Source organism: Bifidobacterium colobi, assembly GCF_018555455.1.
In the GTDB taxonomy this organism is placed as follows: domain Bacteria; phylum Actinomycetota; class Actinomycetes; order Actinomycetales; family Bifidobacteriaceae; genus Bifidobacterium; species Bifidobacterium colobi.
In genome coordinates this window covers 169,117-195,136 of sequence record NZ_JAFEJU010000004.1, presented here as the reverse complement: position 1 = coordinate 195,136, position 26,020 = coordinate 169,117, and the positions used below count along the sequence as shown (strand labels likewise).

Genomic DNA, 26,020 nt, shown 5'->3' with positions numbered 1-26,020 from the left:
CGCTGCTCCATATCGCATGAATCACACTGCGTAGGCGGACCAGCGGCCGTGACTGTGTTCGACTTCGATGGGCATGCCGAACAGGTCGGAAAGACGCTCGTCGGTCAGGCCTTCCTCAAGTGGACCGGAGTAGATAATAGTGCCGGCACCGGGGTTGCCCATTGCATCGATGCCATCGCTCGTGGCATCCTCGGCCGGAATCGGCTTGCGACCCATGATGGCGATATGGTCGAAGCCTGCCGGAATCTCCTCCAAACGGTGGGTCACGAGTACCACCGCACGATTGGAACTCTCCTCGCCGATACGGCTCAACGTGCGCATCACCTGTTCGCGGCCACCCAAATCAAGGCCCGTAGTCGGCTCATCCATAATCAGCAGTTCCGGGTCACCCATCAGCGCGCGGGCAATGAGTACACGCGTGCGCTCGCCTTCGGACAAACGCCACATCTGCTTGCCTTCCAAGTAGCCCACGCGGAAGTCATGGAGCAGCTGACGTGCACGAGCATATTCATCCTCGGTATAGGTGTCCTGCCAGCGGCCGGTCACCGCGGAAAGACCGGTGACCACAGCGTCCAGTGGATCTTCGAAATCAGGGAATTGGCGGCCTAAATCAGCCGAGGCGAGACCGATGCGTGTGCGCAGCTTGAATACATCGTATTTGCCGAGCTGATGACCGAGGATGAATACACGCCCTTCTGAGGGGAAGGTGCGGGTGGCGAGCATGCCCACCGCCGTTGATTTGCCGATGCCGTTCGGTCCGAACAGCACCCACCGCTCCCCCGCCTTGACGGTCAGGTTCACGTCGGTGATGATCACGCGGCGATTGCGGCGGAATTCAACGTTGTCGAGTTGCAGAACGGTAGTGGGCATAGCGAATAATCCTAGAAAATGATAACGGTAATAACACATGGAGGGAAAGCATCGTCTTATAGGCGACGTCTCTCCCTCCGTCACGCTTCGCGTGCCACCTCCCTCATCAGAGGGAGGCTAGGAACGGACTACTTCTTCTGTTCGTCGAGGACGGACTGGTAGACCTTCACGGTTTCATCAGCGATGGATTCCCAGCTGAACACGTCACGGGCGCGTTCGTAGCCGGCCTGGCCCATCTTCTTACGAAGCTCCGGATCGGCCATGATCTTGTTGATGGCGTCGGCCATATCGTGCACGAACTTGTCCGGGTTGGTTGGCGTACCGGTACCATCATGCAGCTGGTCGATCGGCACCAGGTAGCCGGTCTCACCGTCCACCACGACCTCGGGGATGCCGCCGGTGGCGGAGGCCACCACAGGCAGTCCACAGGCCATGGCTTCAAGGTTCACAATGCCCAGCGGCTCGTAAATCGACGGGCAAATGAAGGCATCGCAACCGTGCTCGAGAGCGGACAGCTCGTTCTTCGGCAGCATCTCCTCAATCCAGACGATGTTGCCGCGTTCCTTGTCCAGCTCGGCAAACGAGTTCTTGACCTCTTCCATAATCTCCGGGGTGTCCGGGGCACCGGCGCACAGCACCACCTGAACATCCGGATTCACGAAGTGCAGCGCCTTGAGCAGGTACGGCAAGCCCTTCTGGCGGGTGATGCGGCCCACGAACAGCAGGGTGGGCTTGGAGCGGTCGATGTTATAGCGCTCGAACACCTTCCAACCCGGATCATCGTCGGCCGGAGTGGCGAACTCGGACATGGTGATGCCGTTGTAGACCACAACCACCTTGTCTGGGTCGAGGCTCGGGTAGGCGGCGAGAATATCCTTCTTCATACCGCCGGAGACGGCGATCACACGATCGGCATGCTCGTAGGCGTCCTTCTCGGCCCAGGAGCTCAGGTTGTAGCCGCCACCGAGCTGCTCACGCTTCCAGGGGCGGAACGGCTCCAAAGAATGGGCGGTGATGACCAGCGGGGTTCCATGCAGCATCTTGGCCAGATAGCCGGCGAGGCAGGCGTACCAGGTGTGTGCGTGGATGATATCGGCATCGACATCGTTGGCGATCTGTAGATCCACGCCGAACGTCTTCAGCGCCGGGTTCGCCTCAGCGAGTTCGGCCGGAGTGCCATAGCCCACGACCTTCAGGCTGCCCTTGGCTTCAGCGGCGTTCGGAATCGCCGGCACATCAGCCTCGGTGCGCTTGCCATCGAAAGCGCGTACGGTCACATCGATACGTTCGGCCAGAACCTTGGACAGTTCTTCGGCGTGTACGCCGGCGCCACCATAAACGTGCGGCGGGTATTCACGGGTGAGAATGTCGACCTTCATTGGACTTGCCTCTCCTTCTTTCATCAGAACACTGGAAGCAAGTTCTACTTTAAGGCACTGAGCCCGCAAAAACGAACAACTTCCTACGTGCGTTTTGCGCATAGTCATCTTCCGAGGATTCCCCATCCATCTCTATGAACTCCCATCCGCTCCGTAGTCATTAACCAAAACGCCATCGCGCGTTAGGGCACAATTACGCGCCAAAGATAGACAGCGGACACAATCTCGGCCTAGACTGAGGATACGTGCACAGCGGATACGTGCAGTGCTCGATGATGAGAAGGGGTTTTTATGACAGGCCAACAACCGCAACCATACGGGCAACAGCCACCAAACACAGCACCCGGCGCGGGCAATCAACCGCCGACCTACCCATACCAAAGTTCAGTGTCATCGCAGCCCAGCCCCGGGCAACCTATCCAACAGCCGAATCCGTACGTAAACCAGTCATATGGTCAGCCTCGTTACGGGGCGCCGCAATCAAACCCCTATACACAGCCGAATACCGCACACAACCCTTACGCTCCAAGACCCGCGCAGCCGGCACAGTCTCCGTATTATTACGCGCGACCAATGCCACGAAAGCGCGGTATGAGCGGCGGCGGTGTCGCAGCCATCGTCGTCGCCGTTTTCCTCGTGCCCGTATTGCTGTTCGTAATAATCATGGGCGGCTATGCCATCGCAGCGAATGCCATATTCGCCAATGCCATGCGTGATGCGCAGCAAAATCAAACCTCGCAGGAGACCCAGCCGGAAACCGGGCAGGAAACCGAGCCGGCTGTCAAATACATCAAGATGAGCGACCGGCCCACCTATAAGACAACCTACGATTATGTGAACGGCAAGTACGAGCAGTACAGCAAGGAAGCACTGGACGATTTACAAGGCTTCATGGATAAGTACCGCATTCCCAACAGCGATGACGGCGGCAAGTACGTCACCGATTTCATCGCCGTGCTGGGTAAGAACGCTGTTGACTTGAAGTCCATCGGAGACACCATCGGCATCGATCCGAACGAGATGGACGACCAAATCGCATCCTACAAGACCACCACCGATACCGTCGAGGCTCATTTCAAGAAAGGCGAGCCACTGGACGTGCAGCTTACGCTGAAAGGATCCAACGGCGAGACCTATACGGTCGACGGCCAGAATTCCGTGGAGTTGAAGCCGCTCTGGGCGGATCTGGAACCGAAGATCGCTTCGGCGGCCAATAATCTCGGGGCCAATGATGCCGAAAGCGCACAGACGATCGTGGAACTTGCCGGCCTGTCAATCAACTGGGATATGAACGCGGGCATGCAGTACTGCACGAAATCAGGCTCCAACAATCCGGACATGAAGGCGCTCGACGACAATGAGACCTTCGCCTTCTACTGCCCGGTAACACCGAATGTGATCTATGCCAATTCAAGCGCACCCGACTGGAGTAACGGAAGTGGCTACGCCCAGTCGGCGGGCATCCGCCATGAGCTGGCGCATCACGCCATTCATATGTACTGCGGCACTATTCAGCCGCCAGTGGTGGTGCAGGATGGCGTGAACCGTTTCGAGGGCGTTACCAACAGCTACGCCATCAAATACTTGGGCGCCAATGCGGGCTGGATCAAGCGCAGTGCGCAATATGCCGCGCAAAACCATCATGAGCAGTATCTGATGAGCGACTTCACCGATAAAGCCGCCGAAGCGATTCACAGCGGTCAATGTGACGCACTCGGGTAGTAAAACGTATCGGCCCGGCTGCTAGGTCAATACTGCTCAGATATCAGCGGAATCGCGACCGGGCGAGCAACAAAACGTCACTATGTACGCGCAGTGTTCGTGAACCGCGCGTACATTGTGATGATTCTGGAGCCGGCTGTCCCGCCACAGCTCAATGCAAATCTCCCATAGTGCGCATTGTGCAGAAGTCATCCCGCTTTGTAGGCTTGGCCAATAGAGAGACGACAGGGAGAGGAAGTCGACTATGAACTGCCCGCAGTGCGGAATGCCTTTGGCAGATGACGATCTGTTCTGTCAGGAATGTGGCGCGCCTCGCCCGGCCAGTGCGCCAGCCTCTATACCGCAAGCGAAAGCACAGGCGGCCACACAGCCGGATTCCCTGCCGGCAACACAACCGATACCGTATCCAGTTCCGTTGCCGAGCAATGATTCGTCACCCGTGCCAACACCGGTAATGAATGGAACCGCAGAACGAACAGCCAGCGTGAATCATCGCACGACTGCAAGTACTGTTATCATCACTGTGCTCATCGCCGCCATCGTACTTGTGGCACTGGGTATTGCCGGCTTTGTGGCATGGGGAACCGGCGTATTCGACAATCATCAGGATGCTTCGGCCTCTGCAACTACAACCAAAACCAGTCGCACTGACAGCAATACATCGAAGCGATCCCGCACAGACTCCAAGAAACAATCCGACAAGAGCACAACCAAGGAATCCACCGATGCAAAGGATTCCGCAACCAATCAGTCAGACAACGCTACCGGTAACAGTTCGAACAATGCCAGTGCCACGATGAGCACCTATGCCAATGCATTTTTCGGGTATTCCGTAGACTATCCGTCGAATATCATTGAAGGGCCAGAATCAGACTCCAGCGACGGCTGCACAATCTACGATCCGAATTCCTCAGTGGTCATCACCGTGTGGGGTGCGTGGAATGATGTGGTAGCTCATAGCACGCCGCAGTCCGAACTCGAATCCATGAGGGCCAATGCTCCGATGTCGCCTTCGTATGAATCCGTAGCCGGGCAGTCCGTGTACCTGAGTTATCAAGACGGCGACACGATTCATTACATACGTGAACTTGTGACCGACGATAAGATTCTCGCCGTGGAGATCACCTATTCAACGAGCGACCGCGCTGCGGGCGATGCACTCACCTCCACCGTGCCGCCCACGTTGCATTCCGTCGACGGTGCGAACGGGCGTTAAGACCGTCTGGTGCAACGGTTCAGCGGCTCATGCAGGGTGCGGAAAACCTCACTATGTATGCGTGTCAACCGCGGCTCCGCATACTTAGTGAGGACTTAGGCCTGTAAAACCTCACTATGTATGCGATATGTTCGTTGGTCCGCATACTTAGTGAGGATTTCAGTACGAAAACCCTCACTATGTATGCGAGGCGCTCGTTGAGCCGCATACTTAGTGAGGGTTTGAAAGTTTACCTGATTTACAAGGTGAGTGTTTACCGGTTTTTACCGGTGTTCACCGGTGTTCACCAGTGTTTACCGGCTTCACTGCGGGACTTACCGGGAACACAATCAGTCCATTCCGTTACGGAACGTTGCGGAACGTCAAGGAACGCTACCGAACGCTCCACCGCCAGACCTTAACGGACCGAAAGCCACCCGTAAATCAGACGGCGGTACCGTTCTGATCGAGGTTCGGATTGTCCTTCGAGTTGCCGGCGGTGAAGAACAGGCTCACCACACCGACGATGAACACGCCGGAGACGGTGGCGATGAGCCACATCGGATGGCTCGGCAGCCACATGACCACGAAGAACGCGATGATGGACAGGGCAATCAGCGTCCAGCTTCCCACACGGAACCACTGGCGCACCGAATGCGGCGCCTTGAACATCTTCGGATTCGTATAGTTCGGATTGGTGGTGAGCAAGGTTTCGGTTTCCTCTACTTTGCCGCCACTCGGCTTCCATTCCTTACCATCGGTACCGTCCTGCAAGCGGATGGACTTCTGCTGCAGCTGGTATTCATCGATCATTCCCGAACGGCCACGGCCTTGGGTCTGGTCGTACTGTGACGGCACTCCCCTACGATTGGCTTTGGCCTGGGCACGACGTTCTCGACGATTCGGCATTCCACTACTCCTGTTTCGACGTTGACACTGATGGTTATATTACTCGCTTATGCAATAGGTCTGCGTATGGAAGTCACACGTGACCGCCGTGCCGTCCGCGAACACCGAGCGCTGCACGAGTGGATCGTCGTCAACGAAGTCATGGCGAACCAGTTCCTGCATGCCGACGCGCTCGTGGAAGGCCGCGACCTGATGGCAGCGTTCGATGTCGTTTTCCGTGCGAGCACGCTGCTCGTCGTCCATGTCGCCGTCCACGCCCACGTAAGCGGCATCGCGGATCAGGTAGGGTGCGCCACCGTTCAGCAGGGCGTAGAGCATGTAGTCGTCGCCATCTACCACACGCTCCATCATCCACGGTTCAATCACGCAATCGTGGTAGACGAGGTTGTACAGCGGTACCGGCACGCCTTGGCGCGGCTGAGCAGGCGAACGCATCTGGAAATCGTACGGGGCGTAATGGCAGAACACGAGGCTCGGCACAGCCCAGTCCGAGACCTCCTCGGAAGAGGAAAGGATGCCGTGCGAGAGCAGGTATTCGAAGCATTCAGCGCGGCGCTCGTAGCATTCGCGTCGAGTCATGCGGTGTTCCGGATTGGAGCATTCGTCGCCTTCGTTGCAGGTGAATACGTCCAGATATGCGCAATCCAAATCAACACCATGCGCGGCGATTTCAGCGAAGTTACGACGCACATAATCCGGTGCGAGTTCGGCGCACAGATAGGTTTGGTGGCCGCCTGCCCAACGCGCGTGCTCGGGCATGGTGCCGTCCGCCAGACGAATCGCATTGTTTGCGTCGAAGGTTTTCGCGGTGAAGTAATAGTCACGGTACTGGTCGTGCGTACCGAAGATATCACCCTGATCATGGACGGCATCCACGAGAGCCTTCATGCCTTCCCAGCCGCCGGCTTCCTCGCATGCCGGCAGATAGTCGGGGTGCGCGTTGTCGTAGCCGGGTTGCGCCCAGCCATCCAAGTGCATGTACAGGCGTCCGGCACCCATATCATGCAGCGTGCGCATCTGCTTGGTACGCTGGGCGAACGTGACCAGTGAATCATTCTTGTCCGGATGTTCGGGGTCAAAGAACGACGAGTCCGGCTGCACCTTGGTTTTGATGCCGACATGTACCCAGGAACGGCCAATCAGGTCGCGCACGGAAGGGTTACGAGCCGCCTTTTCAGCGAGCGTACGCAGACGGCCGCGTTCGTTCACATAATCGCGGTAGGACTTGCATACGGCGGTATGGTCGGCGTTGTCAAGGAAACGATAGCGGACCACACGGCGGTAATCCATAGTGCCCAGACTCGGCTCGAACCAAGTGCCGACGTGGGTGTAGGGGCCGTTTTCCGGATGGTCGATGCTGTAGCCGGCGTTCCACGGGGTTTCGCAAATGGCGATGTACGCGTGCGCGTCGGCGCGAATCTGCGCGAACCATGGCATGTAGCCGCCGGCGGTCTCATACCGACCGTCGAAGGCGATGTCTTTGGTGGTTACCGCGGTGGGCCATGTATTGGGGATTAGCACGCCTTGTTCATGGGTGATCAGTGTGGCATCGTGGTCGTTCGCATCGTCGAAAGCAAACGGAGCCGGCCAGGCAACGTTGGTGATGTTGAGGCCTTGTTCGTTGAGCGGAATCCATTCAAACAGCACGTCGCCGGAGGCGCGCTCCACCCACACATACGTGGCGAAAGCGTACGCGCTATGGCCAAAGCCAGTGTAGATGCTGTGAACGCCGATGCCGGTGCCGGTTTCGCGCTGTTCATGGCTGATGGATACGGCGTCGGTGAACGCGAATGTTCCTTGGTTTGCGGTCAGTTGCGGCGTGAAGTCGGCGCAGGTGCTCCATTCGGCACCGTTGCGGGCGATGGCGAACTGCAGCGTTCGTTCATCGAATCGCACGGTGGTGCCGGATACGCTGAATTCCATTGGATAAACTCCTCGTTCTGTTGGTGATTGCTCAGTATGACTACCGGGTACTGATTACTGGATACTGGTTTGGATTGTACCGTCCGCCGTGGCAAGAAGGCGGCAAGACGCCCGCCTGCCTGATGAAGGCAAACGGGCGTCTGTTACTGAGCAGTCATCGTTCGCAATGTGCACAGTCTGCTGCACAATCTGCTGCACAGTCTGCAGTGCACAATCTATGTACGATTATGCGCGCATTGCGCACAATCAGCACTGCGAACGATGATGCAATCGGCGGTTTACTTCTTGGTGAGCTCGGTGAACACCGGGCCGCCGCCGTAATCGAATTCAACGCCGGAGACGGACTGAGTGCTCACTGCGGTAGCGTTCTGGTTCCACAGCGGAATGGCCGGAAGATCCTGCAGCAGAATCTCCTCGCCCTGCTGGTAGTACTTGTCGGCTTCCTCGGTGGATGGTGCGGACAGTGCCTTGTCCATCATGGCATCGAACTCAGGGTTCTTGTAGTTGCCGGAGTTCGCGCCCTTGCCATCGGCGGAGCTGGAGGCGTACAGCTGCACCAGATAGTTGTCTGCAGACGGGTAATCCGGGCCCCAACCACTGCGGTATGCGGTGGTCATCTTGCCGGAGTCCACGTTGGAGAGGAACTCGTCGGACGTGGACATCGGAGCACCTTCGGCCTTGATGCCAAGCGTGTTCTTCACGTAGTTGCACACGGCCTCGACCCAGCCCTTGGCGTTGCCGTCGGCGTTGTAGGCGATCTTGAAGTCGCCGCTCCACGGGGAGATGGCGTCGGCCTTGGCCCACAGTTCCTTAGCCTTCTTCGGGTTGTACTTGAGTACTTCGTTGCCCTTGAGATCCTTGGAGTAGGCGCTGATCGGAGCGGCGAGGAAGTCCACGGCCGGGGTGGACGTGTTGTTGAAGATCTTCTCGGCGATGGTCTTGCGGTCGATCGACATGGAGATGGCCTGACGACGCAGGTTGCCTTCCTCGTTCTGGCCGAAGTGGTCAAGCCACTCGGGGATGGTGAAGGTGAGGGTGTTGCCGCCGGGCTGGTTGTAGGCCTTGATCGACTTGTCTGACTGGAAGGTCTTCAGCGCGGTGGATGGAATGGCGTGCGTGAAGTCCAGGTTGCCGCCGCGCAAATCGGCGTAGGCAGAATCCGGGGACGTGTAGATCATGAAGTCAAGGCCATCGTTCTTGGCCACACGGTTGCCCTTGTAGTCAGGGTTCTTGACCATCTTGATGCTACGGTTGTGGCTCCAGGAGACGAACTTGTACGGGCCGTTGCCGACCGGGTTCTCACCGAACTTCTTCGGATCCTTGAAGGCGGATTCCGGTAGCGGCATGTAGGCGTGGCTGCCGGACTTGACCGGGAATGCGGAGTCAGGCTGGCTGAGCTTCACGTCGATGGTGTAGTCGTCCACTGCCTTCAGGCCGGAAAGCGTGGCGCTGGGGTCCACATCCGGCTTCTGCAGATCGTCATAGCCTTGGATGGTGCTGAAGAAGCTGGCGCTGCCCTGCTTATTGGCGCTGTTGGCGGTGTAGTTCCATGCATCCACGAAGGAATGTGCGGTGACCGGCGTGCCGTCGGTGAACTTCCAGCCCTTCTTGATCTTGATGACGTAATGCGTGGCGTTGTCGCTGGAGGTGATGCTTTCAGCAACCTCGTTGTGCAGGCCTCCCTTGGAATCATAGGTGACCAAGCCCGCGAACAGCTGATCGACGACCTTGCCGCCGCCTGCTTCGGTGACGGCACCCGGGAACAGCGGGTGTGCCGGTTCGCTACCGTACACGGAAATGATGTTGGAGCCGGCGGTGCTGCTCGCATTGTTGGAGCTGCCGGTCGATCCGCAACCGGACAGCATCATGACGATGGCCGCTCCAGCTGCAACCAGTGAAGTGATGTGGCGTGCTTTCATAATTCTCTCCCACAGTGTTGTTGTCGCGGTTCAGCGACGGGAACTCACGATAGATGCCTTATGTTAACTACGTATGCATATTCTCGTAATATAAGAAAACCCCCGCTGGATTACCGACAGGGGTTTCTTATGGTTTCAGTGCAGTCGCTTCAGTCAAAGCCTTGTTATCAAGGCCACTTGAACGGCTGTCTGATTTGAGCGTTAGCTGACTTACTGGAGCGTCAACGGGGCAGCATCATCGGGCGGTCGGACGCCTTGATCGGGGCCGGCAGCTCGCTGGTCTGCTCGCTGGAGAGGTACTCGTCCACAGCGGCGGCGCAGGAGCGGCCTTCCGCGATGGCCCAGACCACGAGGCTCTGACCGCGACCGGCATCGCCGCAGACGAACACGCCATCCTGGCTGGTGGCGAAGTTATCGTTACGAGCGATGTTGCCGCGCTTGTCGAGATCGACCGGCAGCTGATCGAGCAGCGTGGTGGTGTCCGGGTGCAGGAAGCCCACGGAGATGAGTACAAGGTCAGCTGGAATCACGCGTTCGGTGCCGGGCTGACGAGTGAACGGACCGTTCTCGCCGGGGGCAACGTTCACGATCTTCAAACCGGTCACGTGACCGTGCTCATCGGCCACGAAGCCTTCCGCGGTGGCGGAGTTCTCGATGGTGACCTTGGACTGCTCCTCTTCGGAACCCACGAAGTTCACGGAATCGGTGCTGTACAGGTAGGTACCACCTTCGGCCATGGACGTGGTCTTCTGGTAGGTGCGTGCAAAGGTAGGCCATGGCTGGTTGGCCGGACGAGTCTCCGGTTCCTTCGGCATGATCTGCAGCACGGTAACGTCCTTGGCACCCTGACGAATGGAGGTGCCGAGGCAGTCGGAACCGGTGTCGCCACCGCCGATGACCACCACATGCTTGTCTTTGGCGGTGATGTCGTTGACAGGCTTGACGCCGAAGACGCGACGGGTGGCATCCGGCAGGAAGTCGAGGGCGAAGTGGATGCCGTCGAGCTCACGGCCCGGAATCTTCATGTCGCGAGGCACGCGGGAGCCGATGGCCACAACCACGGCATCGTAACGGTCGCGCAGTTCATCCCAGGAGATGTCCTTGCCGATTTCCACGTTGGTGCGGAAGCGGGTGCCTTCGGCCTCCATCTGCTCCACACGGCGGTCGAGCAGACCCTTTTCGAGCTTGAAGTTCGGAATGCCGTAGCGCATCAGACCGCCGATGGCATCATCCTTCTCGTAGACGACCACGGTGTGGCCGGCGCGGGTCAGCTGCTGGGCTGCTGCCAGACCGGCGGGGCCGGATCCGACCACGGCCACGGTCTGGTCGGTCAGGCGCTGCGGCGGCAGCGGCTTGACGTAATCCAAATCCCAAGCCTGATCGATGATCGTGCACTCATCGTTCTTGATCATGGTCGGCGGCTGGTGGATGCCGAGCACACATGCCTGCTCGCACAGTGCCGGGCAGATACGACCGGTCACTTCAGGGAAGTTGTTGGTCTGGGACAGACGGTTGTACGCATCCTCCCACTTGCCCTGACGAACCAGATCGTTGAACTCAGGAATCACGTTGCCGAGCGGGCAGCCGGTCATGCAGAACGGGGTGCCGCAGTCCATGCAGCGTGCCGCCTGTTCGCGAGTCCACGGCTGCAGGCCGGATTCGGCGTGCACGTCGAACCAGTCCTTGATACGTTCCTCAATGGGGCGTTCAGCCAGCTCTCGGCGGGTACGGACTTTCAGGAATCCTCTTGGGTCGCCCATGTCAGCGCACTCCTTCCGTGACGTGCTCGTAAACCTTCTCCCAGGCTCCGGGCGAGTTGAAATCGATGTTGTTGGCCTTGGCTTCTTCCATGGCGCGGGTCATGGCCAAATACTGCTTCGGAACCACATGGGTGAAGCGCTTGACCGTTTCGTTCCAGTCTTCGAGCAGTGCTGCGGCGAACTGGGAACCGGTCTCCTCAGCGTGCTGCTTGACGAGGTCGTGCACCAGCTTGGCGGTTTCGGCGTTCAGCGACTTGAACAGCAGGCTGCCGGACTTGATGGCACCCGGGTTGACCTTCTTCATGTCGAGGTCGAGCACGTAGGTGTTGCCGCCGGAGAAGCCTGCACCGAAGTTGCGTCCGGTCGGGCCGAGCACCACAACGGTGCCGCCGGTCATGTATTCGCATCCGTGGTCGCCCACGCCCTCCACCACGAACGTGGCGCCGGAGTTACGCACGGCGAAGCGTTCGCCTGCGCGACCTGCCACGAACATCTGGCCGGAGGTGGCACCGAAACCGGTGACGTTGCCGGCGATGACGTTCTCATGCTTGTCGAAGGTGACACCTTCCTCAGCACGGACAATCATGCGGCCGCCGGACAGGCCCTTGCCGGCGTAATCGTTGACTTCGCCGTAGATGCGCAGGGTTTCGCCGCGCGGGATGAAGGCGCCGATAGACTGGCCGCCGGAGCCGTGCAGGGTCATGTCGATGGTGTCGTCCGGCAGACCTTCCTCGCCGTAGCGGCGGGTGATCTCGTAGCCGACCATCGTGCCGACCGTACGGTTGACGTTACGAATCGGCATTTCGATACGCACGGGTTCCTTGCGTTCGAGCGCCGGTTCGGCGAGCTTGATGAGCTCGTTGTCCAGCGCCTTTTCGAGCTCATGGTTCTGCTCGATGGTCTGGTGCAGGATGGTGCCCGGAACCGGGCCGGCCTGCTTCAAAACGTTGCTCAAATCGATGCCGTCGGACTTCCAACGCTTGATGGCTTCGTTCTGGTCGAGGCACTCGACGTGGCCGATGGCCTCTTCGAGGGTCTTGAAACCGAGCTGGGCCAGAATCTCGCGGACTTCCTCAGCGATGAACATGAAGAAGTTGACCACGTGCTCGGGCTTGCCGCGGAAGCGGGCGCGCAGCTCCGGATCCTGGGTGGCGATGCCCTGCGGGCAGGTGTTCTTCTGGCAGGCGCGCATCATGACGCAGCCTTCGACAATCAGAGCGGCGGTGGCGAAGCCGAATTCCTCGGCACCGAGCAATGCTGCGATGACCACATCACGGCCGGTCTTGAGCTCACCGTCGCACTGGACGACGATGCGGGAGCGCAGGCCGTTCAGAATCAGCGTCTGCTGGGTTTCGGACAGACCGATCTCCCACGGGGTGCCGGCGTGCTTGATGGCGTTGAGCGGGGCTGCACCCGTACCGCCGTCGTAGCCAGAAATCAACACCACGTCGGCATGGCACTTGGCCACGCCAGCAGCAATCGTACCCACACCGAACTCGGAGACGAGCTTGACGTGGATGCGGGCCTTCGGATTGGCCATCTTCGCATCGTTGATCAGCTGCTTCAGATCCTCGATGGAGTAGATGTCGTGGTGCGGCGGCGGAGAGATGAGCTCCACACCCGGGGTGGCGTGACGCACGTGGGCGATCCACGGCGGGACCTTGGCACCCGGCAGGTGGCCGCCTTCGCCAGGCTTGGCACCCTGAGCGAGCTTGATCTGCAGATCGGTGGCATGCACCAGGTAATCGGAGGTCACGCCGAAGCGAGCGGATGCGATCTGCTTGATGCGGCTGTAACGCTGCGGATCGTTGATACGGTCTTCGGATTCGCCACCTTCACCGGAGTTGGAGCGGGCGCCGATGGAGTTCATTGCCAGAGCAAGCGTCTCATGCGCTTCCTGGGAAATGGAGCCATAGCTCATGGCACCGGTGGAGAAGCGCTTGACGATTTCGCTGGCCGGCTCGACTTCGGAAATGTCGATGGGCTTGCGGGTGTTCTTGAACTTCATCAGGCCGCGCAGGGTCATGATGCGGTTCGACGTGTCGTTGATGTGGTGCGAGTACTTCTTGAACATCTGGTAGTCGCCACGCTGGGTGGACTGCTGCAGCAGGAAGATGGCTTCCGGATCGTTCAAGTGATCCTCGCCGGTACGACGCCACTTGTAGTCGCCGCCAGTGCGCAGATTACGGTGAGGCGCTGCGGTCCACTGGTTCGGATAGGCCACACGGTGGCGGATGGCCACCTCCTCGGCGATCTCATCCAAGCCAACACCGCCCACTCGGGAAGTGGTGCCGGTGAAGTATTCGTCCACGACTTCCTGGCTCAGACCCACGGCTTCGAACAGCTGTGCGCCACGGTAGCTCATGATGGTGGAGACGCCCATCTTGGACATGATCTTGAGCACACCCGTGGAAAGCGCCTTGGTGAGGTTCTTCACAGCGGTGCGTTCGTCTACCTTGAGGTAACCGGTGCGGGCCAGGTTCTCCACGGATTCGAAGGCCAGGTACGGGTTCACGCAGGCGGCACCGTAGGCGATCAGCAATGCCACATGATGAATCTCGCGCACATCGCCAGCCTCGACGGCCATGGAGATCTGGGTACGAGTGTGGCGGCGCAGCAGGTGATGCTGCACGGCTGCGGTCAGCAGCAGGGACGGAATCGGACCCCACGTGTGGTTCGAGTCACGATCGGAAAGCACAATGAAGTTCTTGCCATTTTCGATGGCTTCGTCAATCTCGGCGAAGATCTCATCGAGACGTTCCTTCAGAGCCTTGCCGCCGCCGGCCACCTGATACAGGCCCTTGACCACGTACGGGCGGTAGTAGTCGCCCAGGATGCGGGCGCGGTCGAGGCGCTTGAGCTGGGCCATCTCGTCGGAGTTGACCACAGGCAGCGGAATCAGGATCTTCTTGGCGTGCAGTTCGGAATCGGCCAGCAGATTCGGCTCAGGGCCGATGGCGGATTCGAGGGAGGTGACGATCTCCTCACGCTCCCAATCCAGCGGCGGGTTGGTGACCTGTGCGAACTTCTGCATGAAGTAGTCGAACAGCATGCGGCTGCGCTTGGAAAGGGCCGGCAGCGGGGTGTCGTTACCCATGGAGCCGAGCGGTTCCTTGCCGGTGTTGGCCATCGGGGTCAGCAGCAGCTTCAGGTCTTCCTCGGTGTAGCCGAATGCGCGCTGACGACGCTGCACGGACTGGCCGGAGTGGCTCACGTGCTCGCGCTTGGGCAGGTCGGAAAGCTCCACGGAGTTGCCTTCCACCCACTTGCGGTACGGGTGCTGGGCGGCGAGGTTCTTCTTGATCTCCTCATCCGGGATGATGCGGCCTTCGGCGGTGTCCACAAGGAACATCTTGCCCGGCTCCAGGCGACCCTTGGATACGATGTGATCCTGCTCGGTTTCCGGCAGCACGCCGGCTTCGGATGCGAGCACGATGTAGCCGTCATCGGTGAGCTGCCAGCGACCGGGGCGGAAGCCGTTACGGTCGAGCAGAGCGCCAACCTGGGTGCCGTCGGTGAAGACGATGTCCGCCGGGCCATCCCACGGTTCAATCAGCGTGTTGTTGTACTCGTAGAAGGCACGCACGTCCGGGTCGAGATCGTTGTTCTTCTCCCATGCCGGCGGCAGCATCATGCAGATAGCATGCGGCAGGGAGCGACCGGCGAGGTGCAGCAGTTCGAGGCACTCGTCGAAAGTACCGGAATCCGAGTAGCCGGGGGTGGTGATCGGCAGCAGCGGCTTGAATTCGCCGAGCAGTTCGGAGCTCAGGCGGCCTTCGCGGGCGGACAGCCAGTTGCGGTTGCCTTGGATGGTGTTGATCTCGCCGTTGTGGGCGATCAGGCGGAACGGCTGTGCGAGCGGCCAGCTCGGGAACGTGTTGGTGGAGAAGCGGGAGTGGACGATGGCCACGGTGGCCTTCATGCGCTCGTCGACCAGATCCGGGAAGAAGTGGGTGAGCTGCATGGTGGTGAGCATGCCCTTGTACGTGATGGTACGGGCGGAGAGGGAGGCGAAGTAGACGCCGACCTCATGCTCCACGCGCTTGCGGATGCGGAAGGTTTTGCGGTCGAGTTCCACACCACCCAAAGAACCATCTTCGGAGGCGATGACCAGTGTCTTGAATCCCGGCATGGCGGCCAATGCCTGAAGGCCGAGGCCGTCCGGGTTGGTGGGTACCACGCGCCATGCGAGGACTTCGAGGCCTTCCTCGCGCACGATCTTGGCGATGGCCTGTTCCTGCTGGCCGGAGGTTTCGATATCGCGGTCGAGGAATGCGATGCCTGCGGCGTAATGACCGGCTTCCGGCAGGTCCGCGGGCACGGTGGCGCGCATGAACTCATCCGGCATGCTCATCAGAATGCCGGCGCCATCACCAGTGTTCTCCTCGGCGCCCACGGCACCACGGTGGTCGAGGTTGACCAACACCTCGATGGCGTCCTTAACAATCTTGTGCTCGGGGCGCTTGTTCAGAGTGGTGACCATACCCACACCACAGGCGTCATGCTCGTTGGAAGGGTCATACATGCCGTCCGGAGCATGGACCGTGAGATCAAGCGGGGCTTTGAATGTCACCGAAATCACCTCAATTGCTTATGGGCGCGCTAACAACGCGCCACTCCTCTCAGTTGCTGTTGATAGCGTAGCGTTGCACTATGTCTTTTACGTTTCGCTGTCCATATACCGAGTTGCGGAAAAAGTCAAGAGTCAATTTTACGCAATTTTGGGACACTTTCACCATCGGCCGCGTCATGCACTTCCACGTCATGTTAAGAAATGGCTGGCGGCGCATAATGCCACGCAAATAATGTCCGTATGTACGCGCAGTTCACGGAGCTTGCGCGTACATACGGACAAAAACACCCCTGCAAATGTCCGTATGTACGCGCACCAGTCGTCAGTTGCGCGCACATACGGACATAACAGACGGACATAACGGCCACTACTCCACAGATTTCAGCGCGGCAAGCATATCCACCGTGCGCAGCCGTCGGTAAACCACCACTCCCAGGAGTGCCAGCACCACCGCAATCAGTACCAACGGCACCACGAATGCGAGCCAGCCGAGCGCCGGATCGAACATCACTTCAGCCGGCGGCACTTCGGTGATGATGTACTGGTGCAACCATCCGCCGAACGCGTAACCGCCCACAATGCCCAACGCCGAAAGCACAATGGTTTCGCGATAGATGTACATCGTGGTCTCGTTCGAGTGGAAGCCGAGCACCTTGATAGTCGAAAGCTCGCGGATTCGCTCAGAGACGTTCAGGTTGGTGAGGTTGTAGAGGATCACGATGGCAAGCAGTGCCGCCACCAGAATCAGCACCTCCATTATCTGGTTGAGCGAGTTCACGATGGTGGCCACCTGGTTCTTCATCGTGGTGTTCTGCACCACTCCCCTCACGCCGTCCACTGTCATGAACTTCGCACCTTGGCGTTCGGCGTTCTCGATGCTGTTGTCTGTGAGCTTCACCATGTATGCGTTCGACTGGTAATCCTTATGGAACACATGCTCGTATTCACCGGAGCTCATCACCATGAAATGGCCGATATACATTTCGGTGATGCCGTCGACGCGCACGCGACGATCAACACCGTTGCTGTCGGTTACGGTGATGGTATCCCCCACCTTGGCATTCAGCATGGCCGCCATGCGTTCGGAGATGATCGCGCCACGGTCGGTGAGCACCTGTGGATTGCGGCCAACGCGCGAACGCAGCGTCAGGTAATCGCCGAAGTTGTAGGCATCATCAGTGACCAACAAGGTGATGGTCTGCTTATCATGCTCCTTGCCGGCGGTTTTGGTGAGCTCCTCGTAACGAATCGGCGTGGAGGAATCGACAGCCGAATGTTTCATGGAATCGGCCACCGTCTTGTTCTGTTCCTCGTTGTTATCGCTGCGTTCGGCCACGATGAGGTCGTAGTGGATGATCTCGTCGAACTGCCGCTCGCCGATCTGGTCAATGGAGGCTTGCACACCAAGCCCTGCGGTCAGCAGTGCCACGGCTCCGGCCACACCGACAATGGTCATGAGTCCTCGGGTTTTGTACCGGAACAGATTGCGGGCGGTGACCTTGCGCGTGAAATTCAGTCGATTCCATAGCGGCTTGATACGCTCCAGGAAGATCTTCGAACCTTTGGCCGGCGGCTTCGGCAGTAACAGGGCTGCCGGCTTCTCCCGCAGCTCACGGTATGCGGCGAGCACGGCCGGCACCACGGCACTCACCCATGCGAGCAGGAATGCCGCAAGAGTTACCACCGGATGAAACACCAGTGCGATGCGAGGCACGGTAAACCCGTCGCTGTACGCGTGGTAGACAATCATCGGCAACAGGGTGTGGCCGAGCAGCACGCCCAGGATCGTGCCGATAGTGGAAGCGGTGAACCCGTAGAATACGAATTTCTTCAGAATGTCCTGGTTTCCGTAGCCTAAGGCCTTTAGCGTACCGGAGTTGGTGCGTTCCTCATCCACCATGCGGCCCATCGTGGTGAAGGTCACGAGAGCGGCCACAAAGTACAGGAACACCGGGAAAATCATCGCCAGTTTTTCCACGATGTTCGCAATGATCTCGTAGACTCGGTAGCCTTCCGAAGTCAATCCCTCTCGGCGTCCGTCTATCGAATATGCGGGAACTTCGAGCGTATCCACCTTTTCGCGGGCTAGGGCGATATCATGTTCCGTCTGTTTGATTTTCTGTTCGGCGGCCGGTTTGGCATCGTTGAACTCCTGCAGTTTCTGGTTGTATTCATCCTCCGCTTTGTCGATGCTTCGACTGCCTTCGATCAACTGGCTCACGCCTGCGGACGCGCTGGCTGGTGCACTGGATACGGCGGCGCCAAGCTCGATCTGTTTGTTGGCCAGTTGATTGCCGGCATCCGCAATGGCTGCCGCGTTCTGTTGGTATTCCTTACTGCCTTGCTCAAGAGCCGAGGCACCGGCATTCCACTGTTGCAAGGCTGCGTTGTACGCATCGAGTTTCTCGTTGTACTGCTTCACCGCATTGTTGTATGACTGCAAGGCTTGCTCATACTGTGCCTTCACGCTCGCGTAGGCATTGCCGGTAAGCCCGGATTCCGCCCAAGATTGCAGTAACTGCCCGGTTTTGTCCAGTACGGTTTTGGAAGCATCCAGTGCGGTGCGCGCCATGTCCAGCTGTGCTTTGGCGTCCGACAGCTGCTGCCAGGCCGCACTGAGCTGGCTTTGTCCTTGGTTGAGTTGCTGTCCGCCTGCAGCCAGCTTGGTTTGCGCTGCGGTGAGCTGGGAACCAGCGGAGGCGATTTGCGCGTTTGCACCGGAAAGTTCCGCCAGCGCCGATGATGCCTGATTGACCGCCTCAACGCTGCCATCAGTCAGTTGGTCTTTGCCTGATTCGATTTGGGTTTTCGCATCATCGAGCTGTGTTTGGGCATCGCTCAACTGTTGTTTGGCTGCATCGACTTGGGACTGTGCCTTATCGATCTGCTGACGGCGTTCGTCTTTGATGGATTCCTCACGAGCCTTGGGCTGGTCGGCAAGACGCTTGGCCAGGGTTTCCTTATGAGCTTGCACGAGATCGCGGTATTCGCTGGTCCAGTAATCGACGTTCTGTGTGTCTTTGAAGGTTACGCGGCCGATCATCGTCACCTTGGAATCGAAAGCGGCGTCCGCAACTACTGCGTAACCATCGAGTTCGCCGGTGCCCGCCGTGGATTGACCGAGGTTCACATTCGATAGTCCCTCGGTGGAATTCACGAATCCCACCACCGTGTACTTGCTGCGCTTCAGAACCTTGTCCCCCGCGATATCCGGCTGCTCACTCAGGGTGATGGTGCTGTCGATGGCATACTTATCCCGTTCGGTACGGTCCAGGGCGATTTCGTTCGCTTTGCTTGGTAATCGCCCTTCTTCCACGGCGAACGTGGAGATGGATTCCGGATTGGAGTAGACACGCAGGCTATGGTTGCTGTTCTTGATGGTCACGTCTTTGAAGTAACCGAATTCCGCGGATTTGACTCCCGCAGTACCACGGATGATGCGCGCATCCTCATCGGTTAGGCCGTAGTCGCTGATAACAGTGACGTCAGCCAGATGATTGTCGCGGTAGTAATCGGTACCGGTGATGCGCATATTCGGCCCAGTGACGAACAGTCCGACGAGCGCGAACGAGCCGAGCAGCATCAGGCTCACGATGGAAAGAAAACGACCCTTGGATTTGTTGAGGGTTGCGAAGATGTCCTTCCACAGCATGTGTTTGCGCAGCATTCCGGTGCGTGATGTCGTGCTTCGTTTATGGCTGCAACGAGCCGATGACTGTCGAGCATCGGTTTCGTCGGCAACCAGGAAATCGTTGAAATCAGTCATGTTTACCACTCCAATTCCTTGATATCCATCGGATGTTCATTGATTTCGATGGATTTGACGCGCGCGTCGTGCATGTGAATGACTCGGTCCGCTATCGGTGCGATGGCTGAGTTGTGGGTCACGATGACCACGGTGGCGCCTTTCTTACGGCTTTGGTCCTGCAGGATCTGCAGCACTTGTTTGCCGGTGTTGTAGTCGAGCGCGCCGGTCGGTTCGTCGCACAGAAGGATTTTGGGATTCTTGGCCACAGCTCGGGCGATGGCCACGCGCTGCTGTTCGCCACCGGAAAGCTGCGCGGGGAAATTGTCGATGCGGTCCTTGAGCCCGACGTCAATCAGTGTCTGTACCGGGTCCTGTGCATCTTTGACGATTTCGGAGGCGAGTTCCACGTTCTCTTTGGCGGTCAGGTTGGCCACGAGATTGTAGAACTGGAAGACGAAGCCGATGTCGTATCGGCGGTAGTCGGTGAGTTGATGAGCGTTGTAGTTGGAGATGTCTTTGCCGTCAATGATCACCTGTCCTTCGGAGTTGGTGTCCATGCCGCCCAGGATGTTGAGCACGGTGGATTTGCCGGCTCCGGATGCACCGAGGATGATGGCCAACTCGCCTTGTTCAATGCCGAAGCTGACATCGTTATTGGCGGTGATGGTGGTGCTGCCGGTTTGATACCGCTTGAAGCTATGAACCATTTCGATGTATGCCATGAAGATTTCCTTGATTAAACAACGTGTTGATTTATTGCCTACATCGTAATTTCGTAAAGAACAGTCGGTCAATGATCACAATTGGACGAACTGTCTAAATTGAACACTTCCGAAAATATTGCCGATTTCGCTCACTAATCAGACAACGTGTTGATAGAATCAGTGATTGCGCAACATAGTCAGACAGAATACGAATCAAGAACGGAGGCAGATATGGCAGGTAAGCGCAATACCAAAACCGAGGCGAAAATCAAGGCGGCGTTTACTTCGTTGATGCAATCCAAAGGTTTCGATGCCATGACCGTGAGCGACATCGCTCGCGCGGCCGGCATCAATCGCGGCACGTTCTATATGCATTACATCGATAAGTTCGATCTTCGCCAACAGCTTATCGACGACACCATCGATGATCTGACCCGGATTCTCGTGGAGAACTCAGACGATAATGGGCAGACCGTCACTTCCGACGGCAAGGCGATTTGCGATGCGTTCAAGGAAACAGCCATCGCCAAAGCACTGCATTACGTCAAGAACGATTACGCATTCTTCAATGCAGTCTCCCGCTCAGGTACCGATATGCAGCTCTATGATCGCCTGAAGAACGTGTTGAAGCAGCTGATTGTGGCGCAGGCCAAGCGTTTTGGCGAGGAGCCCAAGCATGATTACAACGGTATTCCCGCCGATTATGCAATGGAGATCCTGGTCTCCGCCGTCTCCTCAATCATATGGCTGTGGATTCGCCGCGGCTGCAAAGAGACCCCGGAGCAAATCTGCCATATCATCGAAATTAACAAAACCACCGCGCCGATTGACGTGCTGTGGTGATTATGCTGCGACGGGTGCCGTCGATCGGCGTACCACCACGTCGGTGGGCATGATGACATCATGGATGCTGTTTAATCCGGCATCAGCAGATGCGGCACCCAAGCGCTCATACGGCACTCGCACCGTGGTCAATGGCACGATGAGATCACCGGCCAAAGGCATGTCATCGAAACCAGCCACCGAAACATGATTAGGAACGGAAACGCCGACGGACATCAATGCCTTGATGGCATCGAGCGCCACCATATCGGTTACCCCGACAATCGCAGTAAACGGCGCTCCGTTGTTATAGCGAGCAGCAATCTGCACCATATCAGCGCCGCCATCGCGCACAAAGGGGAGATCCTGCGACACATCATGGCGGATCCCAGCTTCGGTCAACGCTGCAAGGAATCCCCGATAGCGTTCATTGAACACTTCTGATTCCGGCCGAATTCCCACATAAAGAATGTCGCGATGCCCCATTGAGATGAGGTATCGAGTAAGCTCGTGCATACCTTGCTCGCCAGCATAGTAGACGACATTAATGCGAGGATCCAATCCCATGCGCGGACGGCCAAGCGCCACCAGAGAGGTACCCACTTCCTGGAACTGATTCACATAGGTGTTCAGCTCATCATCTTTGATGGAACCCGGATCGTCATCAGCCGTAATAACTGCCACACGCGGGCGCTGCCCCAGCAAATCGGTAAGCACCACTTTGGCATCAACACGGGAGCCTGTATACGCGCCGCCAGTCACGATGACGCGGAACGACATTTCCCTACGCACGGTTTCCTCAGCAAGCGCCCCCGCCATGGCATTGTAGGTTCCGCCCGACAATGCGCGCATCACCAGCGTGATGGAATTCGGCGGTGTGGTCAACGCACGGGCATGCGCATTGGGCACATATCCCAACGCTTTCACCGCCTGCTCAACTTTGGCTCGAGTCGCATCAGAGACACGGGCATTGCCGCGCATCACACGAGATACGGTAGCCACGGAAACCCCAGCGGCTGCGGCGATATCCCTGATATTGGCGTTGCCGGTTTTAGCGGGACCTTTGGATGTTTTTACAACAGCATCCGTTGTTTCAGTCATATCATTCACCCCTTCACCGCGCCAAGTGCCACACCTGAACGCCAGAACCGTTGCATCAGAATCATCACCACTGCCAACGGGATAATGGAGACCACCGAACCGGCAAGCGCGATGGTGGTCGGATCGAACAACGAGGACTGCTTGGTTTGCATGAAGCTATACAAGCCAAGTGCCAGCGTCCACTTATCCGAGCCACGCAACATGGTGATCGGCAGATAGAAATTATTCCATTGCAACACGAACGTCAGAATGAAAATGGTAGCGGCCGGCGTGGAAAGCATCGGCACCACAATCTGGCCGAAGATACGCAATTCTCCTGCACCATCCACACGGGCGGCCTCAAGTAGCTCATCCGGCACCGTGCCATCGATGTATTCCTTGGCGAGATACACATCGAACGCATTGACGAACGATGGAATCAGCACCGCCCATACGGTATTCGTCAGATGCATGCCAGCGAATAACAGGTAGAGCGGAAGAGTCAGCAACGCCGTAGGCACCAGGAACGACACCATGACAAGCGCCATCTCGATCTTCTTGCCAGGAAACTCGAACTTACTCAACGAGTATCCGGCTGCGATGGAGATGACGGTGCACACGATGGCACCCACGCCTGCGTAAAGAATGGAGTTACCCATCCAACGGAAGAAAATACCGTCTTCATAGGTGAACAGCTGGCGGAAATTCTCGACGATATGGTTTTGCGAACCGAACCAGAGTCCACTGGAGTTGTACAGTTCCACACGGCTTTTGGTCACGGAGACCACCAGCCACCATAATGGTGCAATCGAGTAGAACGTGAGCAGCACCAGACCAATGAGCACGCCCGGCCGGCTCCACTTGGACGCACGAGAACGAGCAGCCGTCGACGAACCATCAGCCGCCTTGCCGTATCGGGGCTTCATGAATTGCTGTGCCATCACTTCCCCTTCCTATTGGTCACGCCATATACGACTGCGGAGATAGCCGCGATTACCAGTGCCAGCACCACCGAAAGCGCCGCTGCATAGTTGTAGTCGCCGCCGGCCGAGAACGTGTAGTTATAGATGGTCATAATCGGCGTGAAGTTCGCGGTGACGGTCTGCGGCGAGGCGGAGCGGAACAACAACGGCTGGTCGAATAGCTGCAGCATGCCGATCATCGATAGCAAACCCGTAAGCAGCAAGGTGCCGCGAATCATTGGCAGTTTGATGGACCAAGCGATGCGTAGTTCGCTGGCACCGTCGATGCGTGCGCTTTCATAGAGCGACGGATCGATGGCCGTCAGCGAACCATACATGATGAGCATGTTGAAGCCGACGTTGACCCACAGCAGCAGGTTCGCCATGGAGACCCAAAGCAACTGGGGGCTGAAGAAATCCACGGAGAAACCAAGTAGCGCGAAGAATCGCTTCAACGGGCCGATATCCGGCGAATACAGGTATACCCACACCAGTGTGGAGACGATGGTCGGCACCATGTATGGCACGAGCAGCAGGAACCGATAGGCTTTCTTGGCGGAACGCTTGGCAGCATCCAGCAACAAAGCCTCTACGGCCGCGAAAGCCATAATCAACGGCGTGGCAACGCAGGTGAACAATGCCACGCGCCCCATGCCGCTCCAGAATGCCGCATCCCGGAAAGCGCGAGCATACTGCGTCAAACCAGCAAACCGAGGATGAGGACCGTCCAAGCCCAGTCCACTGTACTTCAGCACAAACAAGCTTTCCCACAACGCGTATAGGAACGGCAGAATGAAGGAGAACAGGAATAGCGCGAAGAACGGAAGAGAGAACAACGCACCTTTGAGCCCACGATGGCGATGCCATGCAGCCACTGGATTCATGGCGCGGTTATTTTGAGGTTCTTGAGCCACTTCACTGGGCTTTGTCATAGTGTTCGTCATCATGCCCTCCAACGCTGGCGCATATGAGTGTTACGAATGATCATCACCTAAGCCTCGCGAACATTAATACCTTTGTTCTCCAAATCCGCGACGGTCCACCGCTGCAGATAATCAAGCATCTGCTCGCCGGTGACCTGCTTGTTGAGGAATTTGGCCCATTGATCTTGCAATTGCTTGTACATGCTGGACCAGTTGATGCCTGTTGAATATGGGGTTGCGGAATCAATGGAATCCTTGACTACCTGCTCGGCGTCGGATTTATCCTGTAACAGTTTATCCGGCAACGAATCGGCGATATACGGCGTAGCATCCTTCATTGCCGGGAAAGTGCCGTTACCAGTTGTTGGGCTGGCGGCGATATGGGCGGCTTTACTGTTGGTGGCGAGCCACAGCGCGAATTCCAAAGCTTCTTCGGGATGCTTCGCTCCCGTGGGAAGCGCATAGCCTTGCACGTTCAATGGTGAGACCAGCGGCGAATCCGCTGACTCTTTGGGCCAGTCGTAGGCCTTCCAGTCCCCCAATGATTTCTGGAAGTTGGACTGGTAGGCGGAAAGTTGCCAAGTGGAGGTGAGAATCGTGGCCAAATCACCGGACTGGAAGAATTGCATCAGGGCGTCCCATTCGATGAAGGTCTTCTGGCTGAACAGCCCCTCATCCACGATGCGTTGCAGATAGCCGATGGCCTTTCTGGTGGGTGCGCCATTGATGTCGATGATCCAGCTATCCCCGTTGACCGAATACCATTGCGCGCCAAACTGCTGGGCGAGCACCACCAGCATGGTGGGATCCTCGCCGGCCAGGTTCATGATCTTGATGTTCGGATCGGCTGCTTTCAGCTGCTCGCCGGCTTGAATGTACTCGTCCCAATTGGTGGGGACGGTGACACCATGTTCATCGAACGTGCGCTGGTTGGCGATGATGAATTGCGGGCTGAATTTGAACGGTATCGCGGCGAGACGGTTCGCCACGGTGAACGACTTAACTGCATTGGGATTGACGTTGGAAAGATCCGGGTGGTATGCGCCTATGTTTTGGATGGTGCCATCCGCAAGCAGCGAAATGGTGGAATCCATATCCGCCTCGAACAGGTCAGGAACATCCTGACCAGCTTTGACGGCATTGACCAGAGACTCCTCGGCTTTGACATTGGTGGCTTGCCGATGGTAAACCACCCGAATCTTGTCCTGCGATTGATTGAAGGCATCGGCCTGCTCCTGCTGGCCTTGCTCGTAGCCCCACCATTCGATGGTTACGCGGCCATCTTGAGCGGTGCTGGAACCACAGGCGGCTACCGGCATGATCAATGCCGATGCCGCCGTAAGGGCTGCCATAATGCGGCCCCAACGATGCAAACCTTTCATAACCTTCAATCCTAATTCTTAATCTTGCGATATCTCTTGTTGACTTGGTTTTCTTTGGCTCCTTTTACTTGGGAAGCCAAAGAACCAGGTCCAATGCAATCCATTTTGCCTGTTGCCCTCCCGCGTTGCGGGAAGACAACAGTACCAAC

General features: G+C 57.7%; 16 protein-coding genes and 1 pseudogene. 4 read left to right on the top strand and 13 right to left on the bottom strand.

Annotated elements, in window-relative coordinates; all coding sequences use genetic code 11:
• Window positions 1–21: 21 nt before the first annotated feature.
• Together JS530_RS07140 and glgA are read right to left on the bottom strand one after the other, a co-directional pair.
• A complete protein-coding gene (locus JS530_RS07140) occupies window positions 22–870 on the bottom strand; it encodes an ABC transporter ATP-binding protein (RefSeq protein ID WP_214376499.1) in 849 nt (282 codons plus the stop codon).
• A 128-nt stretch (window positions 871–998) separates the two neighbouring features.
• Window positions 999–2,249 carry a glycogen synthase gene (gene glgA / locus JS530_RS07135; protein ID WP_214376498.1) on the bottom strand — a complete coding sequence of 417 codons (1,251 nt, stop codon included), beginning with the start codon at window positions 2,247–2,249 and terminating at the stop codon, window positions 999–1,001.
• A gap of 591 nt (window positions 2,250–2,840) precedes the next feature.
• Between glgA and JS530_RS07130 the strand changes: the two genes are divergently transcribed.
• From JS530_RS07130 to JS530_RS07125, 3 genes and pseudogenes are all read left to right on the top strand, one after another.
• A complete protein-coding gene (locus JS530_RS07130) occupies window positions 2,841–3,971 on the top strand; it encodes a hypothetical protein (RefSeq protein WP_214376497.1) in 1,131 nt (376 codons plus the stop codon).
• Window positions 3,972–4,215: 244 nt separating this feature from the next.
• Window positions 4,216–4,281 (top strand): annotated as a pseudogene (locus tag JS530_RS11090) (zinc-ribbon domain-containing protein); the annotation flags it as partial.
• Between the two features lie 174 nt (window positions 4,282–4,455).
• A complete protein-coding gene (locus JS530_RS07125) occupies window positions 4,456–5,187 on the top strand; it encodes a hypothetical protein (protein ID WP_214376496.1) in 732 nt (243 codons plus the stop codon).
• Window positions 5,188–5,610: 423 nt separating this feature from the next.
• Here the strand turns inward: JS530_RS07125 and JS530_RS07120 are convergent, their stop codons facing one another.
• The 7 genes from JS530_RS07120 to JS530_RS07090 form a co-directional block, all read right to left on the bottom strand.
• Window positions 5,611–6,075, bottom strand: coding sequence for a tripartite tricarboxylate transporter TctB family protein (locus JS530_RS07120; protein WP_214376495.1), 465 nt, complete (start codon window positions 6,073–6,075; stop codon window positions 5,611–5,613).
• 39 nt (window positions 6,076–6,114) lie between these two features.
• Entirely contained in the window at window positions 6,115–7,998 is a 1,884-nt protein-coding gene (locus JS530_RS07115; RefSeq protein WP_214376494.1) for a DUF5696 domain-containing protein, read from the bottom strand.
• Window positions 7,999–8,276: 278 nt separating this feature from the next.
• Window positions 8,277–9,917, bottom strand: a complete 1,641-nt coding sequence (locus JS530_RS07110; RefSeq protein WP_214376493.1) for a peptide ABC transporter substrate-binding protein — start codon at window positions 9,915–9,917, stop codon at window positions 8,277–8,279.
• Window positions 9,918–10,138: 221 nt separating this feature from the next.
• Window positions 10,139–11,677: a glutamate synthase subunit beta gene (locus JS530_RS07105; RefSeq protein ID WP_214376492.1), complete on the bottom strand. Its 1,539-nt coding sequence runs from the start codon at window positions 11,675–11,677 to the stop codon at window positions 10,139–10,141.
• A 1-nt stretch (window position 11,678) separates the two neighbouring features.
• A complete protein-coding gene (gene gltB, locus JS530_RS07100) occupies window positions 11,679–16,250 on the bottom strand; it encodes a glutamate synthase large subunit (protein ID WP_214376491.1) in 4,572 nt (1,523 codons plus the stop codon).
• Window positions 16,251–16,617: 367 nt separating this feature from the next.
• Complete coding sequence (locus tag JS530_RS07095; protein WP_240541127.1) at window positions 16,618–20,016, bottom strand: ABC transporter permease; 3,399 nt, start codon at window positions 20,014–20,016, stop codon at window positions 16,618–16,620.
• Window positions 20,017–20,018: 2 nt separating this feature from the next.
• A complete protein-coding gene (locus tag JS530_RS07090; RefSeq protein ID WP_214376490.1) occupies window positions 20,019–20,720 on the bottom strand; it encodes an ABC transporter ATP-binding protein in 702 nt (233 codons plus the stop codon).
• A 213-nt stretch (window positions 20,721–20,933) separates the two neighbouring features.
• Between JS530_RS07090 and JS530_RS07085 the strand changes: the two genes are divergently transcribed.
• The gene (locus JS530_RS07085; RefSeq protein ID WP_214376489.1) at window positions 20,934–21,545 is read left to right on the top strand and encodes a TetR/AcrR family transcriptional regulator; all 612 of its coding nucleotides are present in this window, start codon (window positions 20,934–20,936) and stop codon (window positions 21,543–21,545) included.
• Here the strand turns inward: JS530_RS07085 and JS530_RS07080 are convergent, their stop codons facing one another.
• The 4 genes from JS530_RS07080 to JS530_RS07065 are packed head-to-tail and all read right to left on the bottom strand — an operon-like array spanning window position 21,546 to window position 25,871.
• Window positions 21,546–22,625 (bottom strand): LacI family DNA-binding transcriptional regulator, encoded by a 1,080-nt coding sequence (locus JS530_RS07080; protein WP_214376488.1) that lies wholly within the window; start codon window positions 22,623–22,625, stop codon window positions 21,546–21,548.
• Window positions 22,626–22,630: 5 nt separating this feature from the next.
• Complete coding sequence (locus tag JS530_RS07075; RefSeq protein ID WP_214376487.1) at window positions 22,631–23,545, bottom strand: carbohydrate ABC transporter permease; 915 nt, start codon at window positions 23,543–23,545, stop codon at window positions 22,631–22,633.
• The gene (locus JS530_RS07070; RefSeq protein ID WP_214376486.1) at window positions 23,545–24,498 is read right to left on the bottom strand and encodes a carbohydrate ABC transporter permease; all 954 of its coding nucleotides are present in this window, start codon (window positions 24,496–24,498) and stop codon (window positions 23,545–23,547) included. The genes JS530_RS07075 and JS530_RS07070 overlap by 1 nt, the downstream gene beginning before the upstream one ends.
• A 59-nt stretch (window positions 24,499–24,557) precedes the next feature.
• Window positions 24,558–25,871: an ABC transporter substrate-binding protein gene (locus tag JS530_RS07065; protein WP_214376485.1), complete on the bottom strand. Its 1,314-nt coding sequence runs from the start codon at window positions 25,869–25,871 to the stop codon at window positions 24,558–24,560.
• Between the last annotated feature and the right edge of the window lie 149 nt (window positions 25,872–26,020).

Coding starts and splice junctions, on each gene's coding strand:
- JS530_RS07140 (WP_214376499.1), bottom strand. CDS start 870: ATGCCCACTACCGTTCTGCAACTCGACAACGTTGAATTCCGCCGCAAT.
- glgA (WP_214376498.1), bottom strand. CDS start 2,249: ATGAAGGTCGACATTCTCACCCGTGAATACCCGCCGCACGTTTATGGT.
- JS530_RS07130 (WP_214376497.1), top strand. CDS start 2,841: ATGAGCGGCGGCGGTGTCGCAGCCATCGTCGTCGCCGTTTTCCTCGTG.
- JS530_RS07120 (WP_214376495.1), bottom strand. CDS start 6,075: ATGCCGAATCGTCGAGAACGTCGTGCCCAGGCCAAAGCCAATCGTAGG.
- JS530_RS07115 (WP_214376494.1), bottom strand. CDS start 7,998: ATGGAATTCAGCGTATCCGGCACCACCGTGCGATTCGATGAACGAACG.
- JS530_RS07110 (WP_214376493.1), bottom strand. CDS start 9,917: ATGAAAGCACGCCACATCACTTCACTGGTTGCAGCTGGAGCGGCCATC.
- JS530_RS07105 (WP_214376492.1), bottom strand. CDS start 11,677: ATGGGCGACCCAAGAGGATTCCTGAAAGTCCGTACCCGCCGAGAGCTG.
- JS530_RS07095 (WP_240541127.1), bottom strand. CDS start 20,016: ATGACTGATTTCAACGATTTCCTGGTTGCCGACGAAACCGATGCTCGA.
- JS530_RS07090 (WP_214376490.1), bottom strand. CDS start 20,720: ATGGCATACATCGAAATGGTTCATAGCTTCAAGCGGTATCAAACCGGC.
- JS530_RS07085 (WP_214376489.1), top strand. CDS start 20,934: ATGGCAGGTAAGCGCAATACCAAAACCGAGGCGAAAATCAAGGCGGCG.
- JS530_RS07080 (WP_214376488.1), bottom strand. CDS start 22,625: ATGACTGAAACAACGGATGCTGTTGTAAAAACATCCAAAGGTCCCGCT.
- JS530_RS07075 (WP_214376487.1), bottom strand. CDS start 23,545: ATGGCACAGCAATTCATGAAGCCCCGATACGGCAAGGCGGCTGATGGT.
- JS530_RS07070 (WP_214376486.1), bottom strand. CDS start 24,498: ATGACAAAGCCCAGTGAAGTGGCTCAAGAACCTCAAAATAACCGCGCC.
- JS530_RS07065 (WP_214376485.1), bottom strand. CDS start 25,871: ATGAAAGGTTTGCATCGTTGGGGCCGCATTATGGCAGCCCTTACGGCG.